This window comes from Bifidobacterium sp. VU/mBH4 (B4) (assembly GCF_058199535.1).
The window spans coordinates 573,567-591,781 of record NZ_JBVPQJ010000001.1 but is presented as its reverse complement, the minus strand read 5'-3'; the positions used below and the strand labels follow the sequence as shown (position 1 = coordinate 591,781).

Annotated in this window: 18 protein-coding genes; 12 read left to right on the top strand and 6 right to left on the bottom strand. The window is 63.3% G+C overall.

Going from position 1 to position 18,215, the window contains the following annotated elements; genetic code table 11:
* Window positions 1–168: 168 nt before the first annotated feature.
* From groL to AC0AII_RS02550, 3 genes are all read right to left on the bottom strand, one after another.
* Entirely contained in the window at window positions 169–1,788 is a 1,620-nt protein-coding gene (groL, locus tag AC0AII_RS02560) for a chaperonin GroEL (RefSeq protein WP_101432598.1), read from the bottom strand.
* Window positions 1,789–2,107: 319 nt separating this feature from the next.
* Window positions 2,108–2,311 (bottom strand): cold-shock protein, encoded by a 204-nt coding sequence (locus tag AC0AII_RS02555; RefSeq protein WP_045924634.1) that lies wholly within the window; start codon window positions 2,309–2,311, stop codon window positions 2,108–2,110.
* A 169-nt stretch (window positions 2,312–2,480) separates the two neighbouring features.
* Complete coding sequence (locus tag AC0AII_RS02550; protein ID WP_490445972.1) at window positions 2,481–3,119, bottom strand: LytR C-terminal domain-containing protein; 639 nt, start codon at window positions 3,117–3,119, stop codon at window positions 2,481–2,483.
* A 149-nt stretch (window positions 3,120–3,268) separates the two neighbouring features.
* On the opposite strand from AC0AII_RS02550, the gene AC0AII_RS02545 reads away from it, so the two are divergent.
* From AC0AII_RS02545 to AC0AII_RS02490, 12 genes are all read left to right on the top strand, one after another.
* A complete protein-coding gene (locus AC0AII_RS02545) occupies window positions 3,269–4,057 on the top strand; it encodes a uracil-DNA glycosylase (protein WP_232341819.1) in 789 nt (262 codons plus the stop codon).
* A 45-nt stretch (window positions 4,058–4,102) separates the two neighbouring features.
* A complete protein-coding gene (locus AC0AII_RS02540; protein ID WP_144085759.1) occupies window positions 4,103–5,158 on the top strand; it encodes an AAA family ATPase in 1,056 nt (351 codons plus the stop codon).
* Window positions 5,155–6,087 (top strand): DUF58 domain-containing protein, encoded by a 933-nt coding sequence (locus AC0AII_RS02535; RefSeq protein WP_490445971.1) that lies wholly within the window; start codon window positions 5,155–5,157, stop codon window positions 6,085–6,087. Before AC0AII_RS02540 ends, AC0AII_RS02535 begins: the two co-directional genes overlap by 4 nt.
* Window positions 6,084–6,617, top strand: coding sequence for a hypothetical protein (locus tag AC0AII_RS02530; protein WP_490445970.1), 534 nt, complete (start codon window positions 6,084–6,086; stop codon window positions 6,615–6,617). Before AC0AII_RS02535 ends, AC0AII_RS02530 begins: the two co-directional genes overlap by 4 nt.
* Entirely contained in the window at window positions 6,614–7,690 is a 1,077-nt protein-coding gene (locus tag AC0AII_RS02525; RefSeq protein WP_313838027.1) for a vWA domain-containing protein, read from the top strand. The genes AC0AII_RS02530 and AC0AII_RS02525 overlap by 4 nt, the downstream gene beginning before the upstream one ends.
* Window positions 7,687–8,715, top strand: a complete 1,029-nt coding sequence (locus tag AC0AII_RS02520) for a vWA domain-containing protein (RefSeq protein WP_490445969.1) — start codon at window positions 7,687–7,689, stop codon at window positions 8,713–8,715. Before AC0AII_RS02525 ends, AC0AII_RS02520 begins: the two co-directional genes overlap by 4 nt.
* Window positions 8,712–9,245: a DUF6466 family protein gene (locus AC0AII_RS02515; protein ID WP_490445968.1), complete on the top strand. Its 534-nt coding sequence runs from the start codon at window positions 8,712–8,714 to the stop codon at window positions 9,243–9,245. The genes AC0AII_RS02520 and AC0AII_RS02515 overlap by 4 nt, the downstream gene beginning before the upstream one ends.
* Window positions 9,246–9,372: 127 nt before the next feature.
* A complete protein-coding gene (locus AC0AII_RS02510; protein WP_306221070.1) occupies window positions 9,373–9,702 on the top strand; it encodes a hypothetical protein in 330 nt (109 codons plus the stop codon).
* Window positions 9,699–11,126: an esterase/lipase family protein gene (locus AC0AII_RS02505; RefSeq protein ID WP_490445967.1), complete on the top strand. Its 1,428-nt coding sequence runs from the start codon at window positions 9,699–9,701 to the stop codon at window positions 11,124–11,126. Before AC0AII_RS02510 ends, AC0AII_RS02505 begins: the two co-directional genes overlap by 4 nt.
* 72 nt (window positions 11,127–11,198) lie before the next feature.
* The gene (purB, locus tag AC0AII_RS02500; protein WP_490445966.1) at window positions 11,199–12,644 is read left to right on the top strand and encodes an adenylosuccinate lyase; all 1,446 of its coding nucleotides are present in this window, start codon (window positions 11,199–11,201) and stop codon (window positions 12,642–12,644) included.
* A gap of 2 nt (window positions 12,645–12,646) precedes the next feature.
* Window positions 12,647–15,118 carry a lysylphosphatidylglycerol synthase transmembrane domain-containing protein gene (locus tag AC0AII_RS02495; RefSeq protein WP_490445965.1) on the top strand — a complete coding sequence of 824 codons (2,472 nt, stop codon included), beginning with the start codon at window positions 12,647–12,649 and terminating at the stop codon, window positions 15,116–15,118.
* Window positions 15,119–15,287: 169 nt separating this feature from the next.
* Window positions 15,288–15,575 carry an HU family DNA-binding protein gene (locus AC0AII_RS02490; protein ID WP_015022121.1) on the top strand — a complete coding sequence of 96 codons (288 nt, stop codon included), beginning with the start codon at window positions 15,288–15,290 and terminating at the stop codon, window positions 15,573–15,575.
* A 97-nt stretch (window positions 15,576–15,672) separates the two neighbouring features.
* Here AC0AII_RS02490 and AC0AII_RS02485 read toward each other — a convergent pair whose 3' ends face one another.
* Genes AC0AII_RS02485 through AC0AII_RS02475 form a run of 3 tightly spaced genes read right to left on the bottom strand, consistent with a single transcriptional unit; the run spans window position 15,673 to window position 18,168 of the window.
* Window positions 15,673–17,100, bottom strand: a complete 1,428-nt coding sequence (locus AC0AII_RS02485; RefSeq protein WP_490445964.1) for a proteasome accessory factor PafA2 family protein — start codon at window positions 17,098–17,100, stop codon at window positions 15,673–15,675.
* 3 nt (window positions 17,101–17,103) lie between these two features.
* Window positions 17,104–17,307 carry a ubiquitin-like protein Pup gene (locus AC0AII_RS02480; RefSeq protein WP_490445963.1) on the bottom strand — a complete coding sequence of 68 codons (204 nt, stop codon included), beginning with the start codon at window positions 17,305–17,307 and terminating at the stop codon, window positions 17,104–17,106.
* Window positions 17,308–17,331: 24 nt separating this feature from the next.
* On the bottom strand, window positions 17,332–18,168 hold the full coding sequence (locus tag AC0AII_RS02475; protein WP_045924645.1) for an inositol monophosphatase family protein: 837 nt from the start codon (window positions 18,166–18,168) through the stop codon (window positions 17,332–17,334).
* Window positions 18,169–18,215: the final 47 nt, after the last annotated feature.

The window sequence follows — 18,215 nt, the reverse complement described above, 5'->3', positions numbered from 1 at the left end:
TCAACCGGTTCACCATGAGTACCTGCTGCCAAACCCGGATCGTGAAAACTCATGGCGCAGTAAACGAACAAGCGAACAGGGGCCTGCACACCATAGTCCGGTGTGCAGGCCCCTGTCCTTGGCGATCACCAGGTTCAGCCGGAAAGCCCTCGGCCGAACCTATAAGGATCAGTAGCCCATGTCGCCCTGAGGCTGAGCGGCGGCAGGTGCCGGAGGCTCAGGCTTGTTGGCCACGACAGCCTCGGTGGTCAGGAAGAGCCCGGCGATGGAGGCCGCGTTCTGCAGGGCAGAACGGGTCACCTTGACGGGGTCGGCCACGCCGGCCTCCAGCAGGTCCTGGTACTCGTTGTTGGCGGCGTTGAAGCCCTGGCCAGCAGGCAGCGAACGGACCTTGTTGATGACCACGTCACCGGAGATGCCGCTGTTCTCGGCAATCTGCTTGATGGGGGCCTCGATGGCGCGGAAGACGATGGATGCGCCGGTGGACTCGTCGCCATCCAGCTTGACATCCTTCTCAGCCTTGGCAGCGGCCTGAACCAGAGCCACGCCGCCTCCGGGCAGCAGGCCCTCTTCAATGGCGGCCTTGGCGTTGCGGACAGCATCCTCGATGCGGTGCTTGCGCTCCTTGGCCTCGACCTCGGTGGCCGCGCCGACCTTGATGACGGCCACGCCGCCGGCCAGCTTGGCCAGCCGCTCCTGCAGCTTCTCGCGGTCGTAGTCGGAGTCGGTGTTCTCGATCTCAGTGCGGATCTGGCCCACGCGAGCGGAGACCTCATCCTTGGAACCACCGCCGGAGACGATGGTGGTCTCGTCCTTGGAGACGATGACCTTCTTGGCGGTGCCCAGCACGCTCATGTCGATGGAGTCCAGCTTGAGGCCGAGCTCGTCGGAGACCACCTGTGCGCCGGTCAGAATGGCCATATCCTGCAGCATGGCCTTGCGGCGGTCGCCGAAGCCAGGAGCCTTGACGGCGCAGGAGTTGAAGGTACCGCGGATCTTGTTGAGGATCAGGGTGGGCAGCGCCTCGCCATCCACATCCTCAGCGACGATCAGCAGCGGCTTGCCGGTCTTCATGACCAGCTCGGCGATGTGGACCACGTCCTGCTGGCTGGAGACCTTGCCCGAGGTCAGCAGAATGTAAGGATCATCCAGAACGGCGGTCTGGTCGTCGTTGTTGGTGACGAAGTAGGGGGCGATGTAGCCCTTGTCGAAGCGCATGCCCTCGGTGAACTCCAGGTCCAGGCCGAAGCGGTTGTTGTCCTCGACGGTGACCACGCCGTCCTGGCCGACCTTGTCCAGGGCCTCGGCGATCTCATTGCCGATCTCGGGGTCGCCTGCAGAGATGGTGGCGGTGGCAGCGATCTGGTCCTTGGTCTCGACTTCCTTGGACTGCGCCACGAGCTCCTTGACGATGGCGTCGGCGGCCTTCTCAATGCCGCGACGCAGGGCGATGGGGTTGGACCCTGCAGCCACGTTCTTCAGACCCTCATGCACCAGGGACTGGGCCAGTACGGTGGCGGTGGTGGTGCCGTCTCCGGCTACGTCGTCAGTCTTCTTGGCGACTTCCTTGACCAGCTCGGCGCCGATGCGCTCGTAAGGATCCTCCAGGTCGATCTCCTTGGCGATGGAGACGCCGTCGTTGGTGATGGTCGGCGCGCCGTAGGACTTGTCCAGCACCACATTGCGACCCTTGGGGCCCAAGGTGACCTTGACTGTGTCGGCCAGCTTGTCCAGGCCGGCAAGCATGCCCTGACGAGCTTCCTCGTCATACTCGATGATTTTTGCCATTGTTGCTTCCTCCGTCATGGCTTGAGGTTTCATGACCCACCGTCGGCGTGGAACGGAACCCGACCGTCAGCTGTCGTGTTATCACTCCCGCACCTCGAGTGCTAATTCAGCAGATTAGCACTCGGTGGAGCCGAGTGCCAACCCCAGGGGAAAATACGCTGCAGGCTGTATGCCATATCGCCCCTGACCCATCGGCCGCGCCCACAGGCAATCCGCACCCTGCACAGTCCCGGCTCAGCACTGTAATTCGAAACACATGCTACAAAAAATGGACCCCGGAATAACCGGGATCCACCATGACGAATACAGAAGACGACAATCAGAGCTTGGTGACCTTGGTTGCCTGCAGACCCTTGGGGCCCTCTTCCACCTGATATTCGACCTTATCTCCCTCATCAAGGGTCTTGAACCCGTCGGACTGAATGGCCGAGTAGTGCACGAACACGTCCTCGCCGCCATCGTCGGGATTGATGAATCCGTAACCCTTGCCAGCGCTGAAGAATTTCACAGTGCCTTGTGCCATAACTAACTTCCTTAACATAGGTGCCGCGTCACAACAGATACGAGACTGACCGCATCTGCCTGGTCGGCAAGGTCAGTTTAGGCCTATCGATAGGGCAATTGCAAAACGCCGAGCCGAAATTCGGGAACTTTTGCCGTCGAATTTCCTTGGTCGTCCGGCTGGCTGAACCTCATTGCATGAGGATGGCTTCCACCGGTGTGGATGCCACGGAGGACTGCTCCACCTGGGTGATGCCCAACAGGCTGGCCACCTCCTGGGCGGTAGCCTTGTCGGCCTCATCACGGTAACGGACCGTGCTTACGCCAGGCAGAGCGCCCTGCGGGTTGGTTGCCGTGACCGCAGTGTAACCGGCATTGACCAGGACCTGGCGCTTGCTGCCCGCATGCCCGGTGATCCTGGTTCCGTTGATGACGGCCACCTGTGTGCCCCTGTTGACCACAGGTGCCGGGCTGCTGCTGGATGCGCTCGCCGAAGGCGACTGCGAGGACTCCTGTGAAGCCTGCTCCTGGGAGGATGTTTCAGCAGAGGGCTTGCTGTCTGAGGAGGAGGCGGATCGCTTGGGCAGATGGCTGCTGATGACCCGGGAGGCATCGGTGTGGGTCTGCTGCCAGGGCAGGGAGCCGCTGACTGCAGCCCATAAGCCCAGTCCGCACAGCACGGCCAAGACCACCACCAGCAGGTAGGGCAGAGCCCTGACCGGCAGGGAACGCGGCCCCCGATGCACACCGACCGGCCCCTTGGGAGGGTTGTCGAACGCATCATGAACCTGGGGGCGCGCCTGCGTCCCATTGTCGCGCGTGCTAGCCATGAACTCTCCTCCGCTCCACCGGATCCTGAACCATTATATGTAATGGGACGCCGGAGCAGCATCCCGCTGACCATCCGACGTTCCCCGCAAGCCTAAGAGAGCCATGACAACCCTGACCGGCTCATATCACCAAGCGATATAGTGACCTTATGAACAGCAGCCAGCCTATTGCCGCAACCTCCCCCGCGCCGACGAACGGAACCGGTACCAACCCTCCGACCATAGCAGGAGGCCAGGGCCGAACCCATCGCAAACCTCTGAGCGCCTTGGTGGACCCCGGCTGGGCCGAGGCTCTCGCTCCTGTCGAGCCCAACATTCACCGTATGGGCGACTTCCTCAGATCCGAGCTGGCCCAGGGCCACCGCTATCTGCCTGCCAGCAAGAACATCCTGCGCGCCTTTACCATCCCCTTCGACTCCATCAAGGTTCTGATCGTGGGCCAAGATCCCTATCCGACGCCCGGCCATCCGGTGGGCCTGAGCTTCTGCGTGGACCCTGCAGTCAGCCCCATTCCCGGCTCCCTGCGCAATATTTACACCGAGCTCAGCTCCGACCTGGGCCTGCCCACGCCCTCCAACGGCGATCTGACGCCTTGGACCAGGCGAGGGGTCATGCTGCTCAACCGCTGCCTGACGGTACGGGTGGGCAAGCCGGCCAGCCACCGGAACAAGGGTTGGGAGGAGATCACCGACGCCGCCATCCGAGCTCTGAACGACCGACGCGACCAGGAGGGCAAGGTCCGGCCCCTGGTGGCCATTCTTTGGGGACGACAGGCCCAGAGCCTGGAGCCCCTGCTGACCAATGCGGCCATCATCAAATCCCCGCATCCCAGCCCCATGTCGGCCCGATACGGCTTCTTCGGATCCCGCCCATTCTCCAAGGCCAACCAAGCGCTGGAGGCCATGGGCGCCCAGCCGGTGGACTGGTCCCTGACCTGAGTCCTGCTGGCTGAGTCGTCAGGAAATGCCGTTACCATATCTGCTATGGCATTATTCCCACCTCGACCCAGTCAGTCCCCATCTGTTCAGCCCGGTCAGGACCGGCAGGTTCCGCCAATCAGCCAGGACGACCTGCAACGTTGCCGTCAGTTGGCCGACCGGATTCGAACCCGCTTTTCCAGGACTCTGGTAGGCCAGGAGAACCTGCGCGAGGCCCTGATCCTGACGCTGGTGGCCTCAGGACACATCCTGATCGAATCCGTGCCCGGCCTGGCCAAGACCACCGCCGCCCAGACTCTGGCCACCTCGGTCTCCGGCAGCTTCAAGCGGATCCAGTGCACGCCCGACCTGATGCCCTCGGATCTGGTAGGCACCCAGGTCTACGACTTCTCCACACAGCGCTTCTCGACACAGCTGGGTCCCATTCACGCCAACTTCGTCCTCATGGACGAGATCAACCGCTCCAACGCCAAGACCCAGTCAGCCATGCTGGAGGCCATGGCCGAGGGCGCCACCACCATCGGCGGCGAACGCATAGCCCTGCCCCGGCCCTTCATGGTGATAGCCACCCAGAACCCCATCGAGGAGGAGGGCACCTACAACCTGCCCGAGGCCCAAATGGACCGGTTCATGCTCAAGGCCGTCATGACCTATCCTGATGCCGACCAGGAGACCCGAATGCTGCAGATGCTGACCAGCCGAGGCACCGATATGCCCGGCAAGGACGATCGGGACGCACTGACCATCGCCGATGTGGACTTCCTGAGGCAGAAGGCCCGGCAGGTCCACGTGGCACAGCCCATCATGCGATATGCGGTCGATCTGGCGGCCACCAGCAGGGGGGCTGGATCGCGGCCCATCCAAGGGCTGGCCGAGCAGGTGAGGCTGGGAGCCAGCCCGCGTGCCTCCATCGCCCTGGTGCGCATCGGCCAGGCCAGGGCCCTGCTGACTGGCAGGGATTACGTCATTCCCGAGGATCTGAAGGACTGGGCCCATTCGGTACTCCGCCACCGGATCCTGCTGACCTTTGAGGCTCAGGCCGACGGCATCAGCAGCGACGACATCATCGACCAGATCGTCGACACGGTGCCGGTGCCATGAGCCGCCGACGCTCGAATCGCGACCCGGTCCGCAGACGAATCGAGTCCTTGGACACCAGTCTGCGGCTTCCCACGGTGCGCAGGGCCCTTGGACTGCTGGAGGGCGAGCACTCCTCTGGCCGACGCGGCGGTGGAGACGAACGTGCCGACCTGCGCGCCTATGAGTTCGGAGACGAAACCCGCATGATCGACTGGCATGCCAGCGCACGGATGGGTCGACCCATGGTGGTTGAGCGCGAGCGCCTGGTTACCAGCAAGGTCTGGCTGCTGCTGGATGTCGGCCGCGAGATGTCTGGAACGTGCCCTGACGGGGAGCAGGCCATCCAGGTGGCCGCCAACGCCCTCTGCATGTTCGCCTCCCTCTGCCTGCGCCGCAGCGATGAGGTGGACCTGGTCCTGGTCGATTCATCCGCCATCCGCCGCATACCATGCCAGGGGGGCTTCGCCCGATTCGAACAGACCCTGGACCGGGCTCTGGAGTCACCGCTGGATCAGCCACGCAACCTTGAGGCACTGCTGGGCTACGCTGCCGGCATCCAGGACAGGCAGGCCATGCTGGTCATCGCCACCGACCAGTCGGCCTTGCATGTTGACCTGATGCCGACCATCCGACAGTTGGCAACCACCCACCCCTTGAATTTCATCGGAGTGGAGACCATGAATCCCCTGCGGCAACAGCCCGCCATGGGCTCGGTAACGGATGCGCCCAGCGGACGCAAGATCCCGGCTTTCCTGCGTACCGCGAACGGGACGCAAGCCGTGGACCTGCACAGGCGCTATCAGATCGAGGCCTTTAGCCGGGAATTGACCAGAATCGGAGCCTCGCTGATCAGGGCCGACTCCAGCACAGCCATGTTCAACAGGTTCATCCACCTGCTCTCAGCCGGCCGACCAGGCATTCCCATGCGACGGACGGTGATGGCGGCATGAGTGCTGTCGTCCTGATTCGTCTTGCGTCCGGTCATGGTCAAATCAAGATCATGCCCGCCATGACTCAGCCCACCTGGCTGCTGGCTCTGACGGCGACCGCCATCATACTGGCCCTGGCCCTGGCCGGAGCAGCCATTCTCCTGCCTAGATTCCACCGTCAGCAGGAAGAGCATCCGATCCAAGCGAGCTCTGACTCCCTCAATGCATGGCGTCAGCGGATTGATCAGGTGGTGGCCCAGTACGACAAGGGCCATCTGAACCGCGACCAGGCCATGACGGCACTGGCCACCATCGCTCGTGGATTTGCCTCCCGCTCCTGGAACAGTGATATGAAGTCCAAGACTTTGGCCGAAATCCAGGCTCAGCCCCGTACGCCGAGCACCCGGCAGGGTCTGGACCTGCTTCGGCAGACCATAGATGCCCTTTACCCGCCTGAATTTGCCCTTCCCAGGAACAGCACAGGAACCGACGCCACGGTGGATCAGGCAGCCGAGTGGGTACGGGAGTTGATTGAACGGTGGCCACGATGAGCATAGGCAATCTGTCCTGGAGGTGGCCCTGGCTGCCAGTGCTGGCCCTGTTCCTGGCCCTGGCGTTCGGCCTGCTGGCCTCCCGCGCGGCGCGTCGTCGCAAGCTGGATCAGGAACGGGGCGCCCGGATCTGGACCTTGGACAGCGACCTGGACACCGAGGAGGGCCATGAGGCGCTGAAGCGCTGGCGACGATTGAACCGTTGCGCCGCAATCCTGCTCGCTCTGGCCCTGCTGATGGTTTTGAGCCTGGCGGCAAGGCCCGCCCGGGTCGATCGGACACTGGAGCAGGGGCACAACCGCGATATCGTGCTGTGTCTGGATGTGTCCGGCTCCACCCTGCCCTACGACCGGCAGGTGATCGCCTCCTACCTCGATCTGGTCCGCAACTTCCGGGGCGAACGCATGGCTCTGAGCATCTTCAACTCCACCTCGCGCACCGTCTTCCCCCTGACCGACGACTACGGCATGATCACCGCCGAATTGAGCAAGGCACGACGAATCCTGGACGGAGTGCAGTCCCAGGACCGCATCGATGCCATGAGCGGGCGACAGTACCAGGACATCAGCGACTGGCTGGAGGGCACGCAGAACCGCCGGGACACCACCTCACTGATCGGCGACGGGCTGGTGGGCTGCGCTGCGCTCCTGCCGCAATTCGCTCCCAAGGGCCAACCCGGACCGGCAAAGGCCGACCAACGTTCGAGCTCCCTGGTCCTGGCCACCGATAACGTAGTCTCCGGCAAACCCACATACACCCTGGAGGAGGCGCTCAAGCTGACCTCGGCCGCAGGAATCGCGGTGGACGGACTCTATTCGGGACCGGACCAAGGCACCGAGGCGGAGAGCACCCGGCAGATGCAGCGGCTGATCGAAGCCCGCGGCGGCATCTTCCTGCGACGGCAGGACGGGAACTCCATCAACGCGCTGGTCCGCCGGATCGAACATCGCCATGGAGCCGACCCACGCCAGCAGGAGCAGTCCAGCCTGGTGGATGCACCCGGCTGGTGGACCCTGGCCCTGGCCCTGGCGCTGTCCGGATATCTGCTCCTGGCCTGGAGGCTGAAGCGATGAACATACTCAAGTCACTGACCTTTGAGCCTGCCCTGGGCTGGGTGGCCGGCGGCCTTCTGGCAGGTCTGCTGCTGCTCCTGGCCATTGCGCTGGTCATCCATGGACTGCGCAAGGGCCGGGATACGGATGCCGATCGCTGGGCCTTGGCCCGGCGCACCGCCATGGTCCTGATCCTGGCCCTCATGGTCCTGACCCCCAGCACCGTCAGCAAAACCACCAACAAGGCCGTCAACGCCACTGATGTCTTCATTGCGGTTGACGTGACCGGATCCATGGCAGTCAAGGATGCCGGATATGGGGCCCAGGACGGCATCAGCCGGTTGGAGGCGGCCAAAGCAGCCGTCCGCGACCTGGTCGACACCTATCCGGATGCATCCTTCTCGGCCCTGAGTTTCGGCGCCTCGGCCAGCGTCGATCTGCCCCTGACCCCCGACGTGCGAGCTGTGGACAACTGGGCCCGTGGGCTGGCCACAGAACCCACCTCCCGTTCCTCCGGCTCCAGTCTGGATGCTCCTCTGGATCGGCTGACTCTGGCATTGAAGCAGACCAGGGACCGACATCCCAACGACCGGATCCTGCTCTATCTGATCAGCGATGGAGAGCAGACTGGCAGAGACGAACGGCGATCCTTCAGCGTTCTTAGAGAGGGGCTGGACGAGGCCTTTGTCCTGGGAACCGGCTCAGCCAAGGGAGGCAGGGTGCCGTTGACCTCGGATGTCGGCGGCAGCGGCGCCGGAGGCTGGGTGACGGATCCGCAGACCGGCCAGCCGGGCATCTCGGCCATGGATCCGGACACCCTCAAGGCCATGGCCGACGAGATGAGCGGCCACTATCAGGCCCTGGCCAAGGGGGTCACTGTCCGCGAGGGCGCTACAGCTTCGGTCTCCAAGCGCTACCGGGTGACCACGGTCGACCAGGTGCGCCGACATGTCACCCCGCTGGTCTGGCCCTTGGCACTGGTAGAACTGGTCCTGATCCTGGTTGAGGCAGGACAATGGGTCCGTACTTCGAGGAGATTGCTATGAGCAGGAACACCCTTCGAACGCGTCTGGTCCTTATCGTTTTAGCCCTGATAGCAGCGCTGGCCGGGGCATGGGGCCTGATCAACGTCAGAGCCATCGCCACGTACAACGAGGCCACGCGCACACTGAACACCAGCATTCGGCAGGCTCGAAACCCACAGGCAGACCCGGCAGCAATCAAGGCGCTGCAAGATCAGGCGGACCGCCTTTTCGCCCAAGTGGAGCGGCCGGGCCCCTTGCTTCTGCCGAAGACCAGGCAGGCCGCGCAAGCCAACCAAGCGACCAGCACTGCACTGACCAAACGTACGGAACGGATACTCAAAAAACAACAAGCAGCCACAACCAAGAATGGGCAGGATGGAAAAAGTGGATCAGGTAAGGGCTCATCCTCTGGGCTGACCAAGCAGCAGGAGGCTGAGGTGGAGGACCTGCTCAGGCGCAACCAACAACAGAGCGATCCCTCCTCCTCCCCCAACCCAACAGGCAATACGGGCGGCCACCAGGATCAGGAAAAGGGCGTCAAACCCTGGTGACCGGCCTTACCAGGCATTGCTCGATCATTTTTCGAAGACCTGTCCCCATCAAAACGGATCAGGCAACATTCGACCACATGGCCCAATCGACGCCATGCAAGCATGACTGCAGTGATGAAGTAGACGCATGGACAAGTCATCACCATCGTCACTACCCACCCTAGGCCCCTTCCTCGAGCAGCCCTCCTACCTGTCCGATCCTGAGGCGGCCGGAGCCTGCCCCTGCCACGCACGGGTGGCCCGTTGCCGGACCATGCTGGCCGATATGGCTCGGCAGTCGCGAACAACCCTGGTCCACCTGAGCGAACTAGCCGACCAGGCTCTGAGGGTCGACTGGCAGGGAAAGGCCGCTCAGGCCTACCGGGCCCAGGTACGGGCCATGGATGCCCTCTGCCAGGATCAGCGTGTCCAGGCAGGACGCACCCTGAACCTGATCGATCAAGAGAGCCGACCATGAAGCGGACGGTCACCGCCACACCCGATGCCAACGGTTACACCAGCACAGAATTGGACCACCTGACCGGCATGGCGGACCGGCTCAACCAGGCAGGCGGAGCCCTGGCCACCCTGCAGACGCAATGGATTCTCACCAATCAGGCCATCCGCAGAACCATGCCAGGGTTGCCCGCCCTCCCCTGCACCCAGGCTGCCGTGCCGCCGCCAGGCCACGCCAGTCTGCCCCTGGACCTGATGGTGACCTTCTGCAGTGACCAAGCTCAGGCCTGCGAAGACCTACGCACCAAGCTCCAGTCTGTGGCCGATCGGCTGACCAAGGCCTACGGGTTGTACTCGCAGGCGGAATCATTCATGGAAAGGCTGATAGACTCCCTGATGTCCAAGGCCTTGACCCTGTTTCAGCCTATTGCCCCGTTCATGCTGGGAACCATCGGTCTGAGCTTGGGAGCAGCTAAACTGACCGGCAAACTGGATGCCTCGCAATTCCAGGAATTTCTGGAAACTACGGCCGGCATCCATCAGCCTCTGCTGGCCGCCGCCGCATCCGACCTGACCTCGGACCACCGCGATCCTATTGGCAGATTGGTCACCGATCCAGGCCTGCTGGTGCCCTTCATCCTCGCTCATCTTCAGGGTGACCAGCTCACGATGGATCCTATACAGCCACAGGGCAAGGGGTTGGGCGAGGCTCATGACATTGCCACCGCCCTGCAAAATCTGGAGAGCCTGGGATCCTGCCAGGACGGCATTCCTTACGCAACCATCGCTGTACAACGATATCGGGTGGCGGACGGCAGGGACCGTTGGCTGGTCTACATACCCGGCACCAGCTCCCATCTCGATTCCCCCATCGGCTGGTGCCAAAACATCCAGCTCATGAGCGACAAGGCTTCAGTACGCGAAAGGGCGGCCTCGCTGCGTCTAGTGGACCAGGCCATGCAGGATGCCGGGGTGCGTCCGGACGATCCGGTCAGCCTGGTGGGTCATTCCCAGGGCGGTATCGTGGCCGCCACCATGGCCTCGGATCTTTCCAACCGCTACCACTTCGATCACATCGTGACCGTCGGATCGCCCATCGCCCATCGCCAGATAGGGTCAAGCACCTGGGTCACCAGCGTGGAAATGCGCGAAGAGCTGGTCTCCAGCCTCGATGGAGCCGACAACCCCTCACGGCCCAATCAACTGACCGTCAGGGGAAGGGCAGGCGGACCTCCCCCTCCAGGCGGCAGCCAAACTGGCCGGACAGTGACCACTGCCGGATCCGGCAAGGAATCCACCCATGGCATGGCCTACCAGCGGGCGGCCTGGGCTGATGCCCGGGATCAGAACTCACCGGCAGTACGACGCCAGGACGACCACTTCGCCCATGCCATCGAGGGCGATCTGCAGGAGACCCGCTATTACCGCGGCAGGCTGCAGCGATGAGCAGGACACGCGATCCACCAGAAGCGCCCATGTCGATTCCTGCTGGTTGACCCGGTCGTCTAGGCTGGAGGCATGAACCTGAGCCGAATCACCCCAGTCATCCCCCTCAATCCCTTGGACGGACGTTACCGCAGGCAGACCGCCGATCTGGTGGACTATCTGAGCGAACCTGCCTTGAACCGCGAGCGTATGCGGGTCGAGGTCGAATGGATGATCATGCTGGCCAACGGCTACCAGGGCAACGGCCAGCACCCGGTCCTGCCGGGCGTAGAGCCTCTAACAGAGGCAGAACAGGCCTACCTGCGAGCCATCCCCGAGGATTTCGATGCCGATGGCATCACCGAACTGGCAGGCATTGAAGCCCAGACCCACCACGATGTCAAAGCTGTGGAATACTACATCGACCGCCGTCTGGAGGCTTCAGCCACAGCCCTTGGCCCTGAGTCCCAACTTCCCGGGTTGACACCCCTGGTCCACTTCGCCTGCACCAGCGAAGACATCAACAATCTGGCCTATGCCCGCTGCATCCGAGGCGGGGTCGAACAGGTCTGGCTCCCCAAGGCCACCCGAATCGAGAGCCATCTGGCGACCATGGCGGAGCAATACCGGGATCTGCCCATGCTCGCCCTGACCCACGGCCAGCCAGCCACACCCACCACCCTGGGCAAGGAGATGGCGGTCTACGTCCACCGGCTGCACCGACAGCTGGGCAGGATCCGTCATCAGGACTACATGGGCAAGATGAATGGCGCCACTGGAACCTTTGGCGCTCATCTGGCCGCCCTGCCGCAGGTGGATTGGATCGATCTGACCCGGGCCTTCATCACAGAGCGGATGGGCCTGGTTTGGAACCCGCTGACCACTCAGATCGAGTCCCACGACTGGCAGGCCGAGCTCTTCGGCAACATCGCCCACCTGGGCCGGATCCTGCACAACCTGGCCGTGGATGTCTGGATGTACATCTCCCGCGGCGTCTTTGCCCAGGAACCCGTCAAAGGCGCGACAGGGTCCAGCACCATGCCCCACAAGGTCAACCCCATACGCTTCGAGAACGCCGAAGCCAATCTGGAGATCTCAGGAGCCCTGCTGGACACCCTGGCCACCACCCTGACCGAAACCCGCTGGCAGCGGGACCTGACTGACTCCACCACCCAGCGCAACATCGGTTCGGCCCTGGGCTACAGCCTGCTGGCTCTGGACAACCTGGACGGCGGCCTGCAGACCATCCACCCCGACAAGGCCCTAATGGCCCACGAGCTGGACAGCAACTGGGAGGTCCTGGGCGAGCCCATACAGACGGCCATGCGGGCCGCCGGACTGGCTGGACGCTCAGGCATGGATCACCCCTATGAGCAGGTCAAGGAGCTGATGAGGGGCAAGAGGATCGGCCGGGAGGATGTCGAGCACTTCATCGACGGCTTGGACCTGGACCAGGACACGGCGAGCCGGCTCAAGGCCTTGACACCGGCAACCTACACCGGTGCAGCCGGAACCTTGGTGGACTTCGATCGCGACTGACCATGACCCCGTCCCAGTCGACCATCACCCCCGAGGACACCGATTCCGCCGACCCTGTGCAGGAAGACCAGGTCATCATTCGGGATACCCCACCCCAGCGGGTTCATGATGCCGAAGACCTGCTTCGAGCCCTGGCAGCACTGATCCTGGGAATCCTGGTCACCCTGGCAGCTGTCTATCTGAAGGGCATAGCCGCCGGGGTCGAGTCGGACATGCGCCAGGCCGGCAATGCCATGGACTGGCTCATGGACGTGCCCACGGCCTTCCTTCAGCAGGCAGTGACCGTGACCGTGGTCCTGGCGGTGCTTGTCCATCTGCTGGTCAACAGGGAATGGATCCAGGCCATCACTGCCCCCTTGGCCATGTTCCTGGGCTTCGGGCTGGTCATGCTGACCTCCAACCTGATCCTGAAGGCGGGCAACCCGACCCTGATCGCCTCATTCAGCTCCCAGAACGCCATAGGATCTCCCGTCCTGCTGCCTGACTTCTATGCCGGTCTGGCTGCCTTCCTGAGTGCAGCAGGACCCCGTCGACTACGCAGCTCGGTCAAGTGGGGATGGAACGCTCTATACGTCGTGGCCATCATCATGGTCGCCATATCCTCCAATTCGGCCAGCGGGGTTCTGGTCTCGCTGATCCTTGGCCGAATCATGGGCATGGTCGTCCGATACCTGGCGGGCACGCAGAACAAGGGCGCTTGGGGGCAGGGCGTGGTGCAGGCCATAGCCTCCATCGGCATCCATGCCGCCAGCCTGGAGCGTCAGGATCCCAGTCTAGACAACGATGGCCAGCCACTGCCCGCCCTCGACGACGACCTTATCGAGGCCTCACGCATCTACAGGGCCCGTGACAGGGATGGCCGCACCTACACGGTTTCGGTCATGGACGGCCAGCTGCACACCATGGGCTATCTGATGCAGCTCTGGCAGTGGATCAAACTGTCCGGAGTCTCCATGCGCCGGGATCGGTCGGTCAGAAACTCCATGCAACACCACATGGCCATGCTGACTGAATTGCGGGACCTGGGACTGACCACCCTGCACCCCTATGGTCTGGCGGAGAGCGCCGAATCCTCAATTCTGGTCCTTGAGGATGATGTCCATCTTGGGCCCTTGGAACCTGAGAACCTGGACGCCGACAGGGCCAAGCAGCTGATGGACTATCTTCGCCGAGCCAACGAGCGCGGCTTCACACACCGCCGCATCCGCCCAGAGACTCTGGCCCTGGATCAGTCGGGATCCGCGGTCATCGCCGGCTGGGAGAACGGAGACAGCGCCAGCTCCCAGGCCAACATCGCCCTGGACCGGGTCCAGCTTCTCGCCCTGATCGCCGCGATGATCGGCGTGGATCAAGCCATCACGGCCGCCCGAGCCTCCTGGGGGGTCAAGACCCTGGCGGGGCTATCGCCATTCTGCCAGATGGTGGCCATCCCCTCACAGACCCAGGCCCTGCCTGGCTGGGATCGACAGATTCTGACTGATCTGCGCAAACAGCTGCAGACCTTGGCTCCTCCTGAGTCGGTGGCTGAGACCGGCCAGGTAACCCTCTCACGTTTCAGTCTGCGCAGCTTCGTGGCCCTGGCCTTGCTGGTAGTAGCTGTCGCCGTCATCGTCACCCAGTTCAATCTGCCCCAGGTCATCAGCGCCGTCCGCAATGCCAACCCTTGGATGGCTGGCCTCTCCTTCCTGCTGGGATCACTGTCCTGGGTGGGCTGCGCCATCACCCTGGGAGTCTTCATCGACCCGGCCAAGCGCGATTTCAAGGGCATTTTCCTATCCCAGGTGGCCTCCTCGTTCACCTCGGTCTCCATGCCCGCCGGGGTGGGGCCGGCCTTCGTCAACCTGCAGTTCCTGCGGCGGGACGGTTATGACAACACCATGGCCACGGCCATCATGAGCGCCGTGGTGGCCGTCCAGTTCGCGACCACCTTCTGTCTGCTGATCGGCATCGGGCTGTTCACCGGGCGCAACACCCTATCCGGGATGATCCCCACCAACACCCTGGTCATCGTCATCGGAACAGTGGCCATCATCGCAGCCCTGATCATGGCCGTGCCTTACACACGGCGACTGGTCATGGAACGCCTGATGCCCATCGTGGCCTCCTACGCCCGCCACCTTGTGGAGATATTGACTCAGCCCAGGCAGCTGGTGGTGGCCGTGCTTGGGGCTGTGATGCAGTCAGCCGCCCTGGGCATGAGTTTCTGGGCCGCCCTGATGGCCTTCGGCTGCCGGACCAACGTTTTCGAGACCACCTTCGTCTTCCTCCTGGCCAATACGCTGGGTTCGGCTGTCCCCACACCCGGCGGCCTGGGAGCCATAGAGGCGGTGCTCTTCTCCGCCTTCCGCCTGGCAGGCGTTCCCTCGGGCGTAGCCATCTCGGCCACTCTGGTCTTCCGGGTGGCCACCTATTGGCTGCGCATCCCCTTGGGAGCCTTGGCCATGCGCTGGCTGAGCAACCATAATCGCATCTAAAGGGCCCCTCGGACACTTTCATTCCCAAGGGCCTCAAAAATCGCTTGATGAAATGTCGGAAACCCCCGGAAAATGCGGTGTTTGGGCCTAATCTGCGGTAATATCAGTCATTGACCGTTGGGCTTTCCCCCAATCAAGCAATGGGAGGCCCCCGAAAGAAGGATGTTCTATGGCATACAACAAGTCTGATCTCGTTTCGAAGATTGCGCAGAAGTCCAACCTGACCAAGGCTCAGGCGGAAGCTGCTGTCAACGCCTTCCAGGATGTCTTCGTCGAGGCCATGAAGTCCGGCGAGGGTCTGAAGCTGACCGGTCTGTTCTCGGCCGAGCGCGTCAAGCGTGCCGCCCGCACCGGACGCAACCCCCGCACCGGTGAGACCATCAAGATTCCGGCCAGCTATGGCGTGCGGATCTCTGCCGGCTCGCTGCTGAAGAAGGCCGTCACCAACAAGAAGTGAAACCAGCCTTTCTGCAAGGGCCCCGGCATCCATCCACGGATGCCAGGGCCCTTCTTTTTACAGCAGACTTGACCGATGTCCCATATGCAAACCATCCCTAGGCATGCGGCTCCGCTGTACCCCTCAGGAAATCCATCAGGGAGTGGTATCGGGGTGGGCCCAGATGGTCGAAGGGGTCAGGCAGGGCCACCTCGACGCGGTGAGAGCCGCCCAGGACCAGGTGGCTCCAGTCGCAAGACCAGGTGCGCGTTCCCCGGTCCGCGGCACGGACGAAATTGCCACGCAGACGGGCCCGGGTATCCTCTGGAGGTTGATCCATGGCGCGACGTATCTCAGAGTCGTCGACCGGCGAGCGCATGAGCCCATGCCTGACCAGGCCAGGGAAGGACCTTCCCGCGCTCAGATCGTGATAGTCCAGGTCCAGCGCCTCGTCCAGATCCCGTCCGGCGCCTCGCCGACTCAGGCCCTGGAGCAACCGCAGCTTGGCGGCCCAGTCCACCCAGTCAGCCAGATCCTGCCAACGCCCAGCATCCAGCGCATCCAAGGCCGCTCTCCAAAGTCGCAGGGCACGCAGAGCCTGGGGCCGGTCGATGCCTATATCCTCCTGCTGGTCCACCAAGGCCTTGCAGGCCGACCAATAGGCCTCTTGCAGACCCAGAGCGCTGATGCTGCCGGTCTTCATGGAAGCCTGCAGCTCAAAGGTTACCCGGCCGGTCCGATCCCGGCTGACGGCTCGGACCGCTGCACCGGGATCAGCCAAGGCCCAGTCGGCCAGGTCTGGCCGTCGGCCCTGGCGACAGGCCTGCTCGATCAAGTTCAGGACCAGGTGGGTGCTGGCCATCTTGAACCAGGTGGCCAGCGGCGACCGGTTGGTATCACCCACGATCACATGCAGACGCCGCCATCGTTCGGGATCAGCCAGAGGCTCGTCACGGGTGTTGACCATAGGACGGGCACGGGTGGTGGCCGAGGAGACCCCTTCGTCCAGAAAATCGGCCCGCTGGCTGAGCTGGAACCCGTCTGGGCTCAGACGACCCGCCCCGGTGATCAGCTGTCGGGTGACCAGAAAGGGGACCAGGCAGGCTCCGATCATGTCCAGGGGGACTCGCCGGTCCAGCAAATAGTTCTCATGGCAGCCGAAGGCATGGCCTTGGGCATCCATATTGTTGGCAAAGAGGTGAACCTTCACCGGCCTGCCCAGGTCCTCCGCCAGGCGCTTCCGGGCGCCCTCGGCAAGGTCGGTCATGATCCGCTCACCGGCCAGCACCTGGGTCAGAGCCGTCAGCGGATCGCGGGCCTCCGCCGTGGCATACTCCGGGTGGGAGCCCACGTCCAGGTAGAGTCGGGCGCCATTGGGCAGATAGATGTTGGTTGACCCGTGCTTCTCAATCAGAGGGCGGAACATGGCCATGGCGACCCGGCCAGCAGCGTAGGGTCCACTGGCGCCGGTCAGGCTCAGTCCGTATTCGGTCTCGATGCCGAATATCCTTCGAAAGTCCGAGTCAGCCCCCTGCCCATCCGCCATGAATCACTGGCCGCCCTTCTGGACGAACCCCTGCACATACTCCTTGGCGTTGGTCTCCAGGGTGGTCTCGATGTCATCCAGGACGGCATCCAGGTCGGACCCAGCTGCCTGGCCCTGTTCCTGGGCGCTGGTCTGCGGCAGATCCTCTTCCTGCTCCTGCTGCTGCCCGGCTGCCATGCGCCGTCCCTGCTGGGATGCCTCAGCCATGGTCGTTCTCCTTCCCGGCGCGGATCAGCGCCCGCTCAGATACGTGTTCAAATCCTCGGCGATAAGCCCGTTGGTGGCCACCACGTCGTTGCTGCCCTCCCAGCGCACGTGCCCGCCGTCCCAGCGCCAGAGGGTACCCTTGGCCTCCCGGACCACGACAGCCGCCGCAGAGACCGCAGGGATGTCCCAGGAGTGCAGGGCCGGTTCGAAGTAGGCATCGTAGCTGCCGTCCGCCACCCGGCACAGATCCAGCGAGACCGGACCCACGCGCTTGATGTCGGCAGGCTTGCCGGCCATGCGCGAGACGATCTGCAGGACCTTTTCGGACTCGTTGGGGAAGTAGGACATGCCGAAGCTGATCACTGATCCGTTCAGGGTGGTCATCGTGGAAGGAATGATCTTCTCCCGCTTGTCGCCCACAATGGTCCGTCGGATCCTGATGGCGCCCTGGCCCTTGGCGGCCAGGTAGGTCAGGCCCAGGACCGGTGCGTGCACGATGCCCAGGACCGGTGAAGCGTGGCCCTTCTCGTCCACGGCAAAGAGGGAAATGGTCAGCGTCCATTCGGCCATGTTGCGCACATAGTTGACCGGACCGTCGATGTGGCCCAGGCACCAGTAGCGGCCGCCTGGACGGCGGTTGCCGGCCTCCTCCTCCCAGAAGCCGTCCATAGGGTCCAGGGCAGCGATCTTGGTACGGCAGTAACGAATCAGCCGCGTGTCAATGCCCGGCGAAAACTGGGTGCCCTGGCCGATGGCTGAGGTGGAGCGGGGATCGTGGGGATTGATCTGGTCCTGGAGGGCATGACGGCCGGCCTCCACAGCAATGGTGGCGGCTTGCATGGCCAAATCGCGCAATTCCATACTTCTCTTCTCTTTCAAACGGGTGGTCGAGGCATTGCCAACTGTGG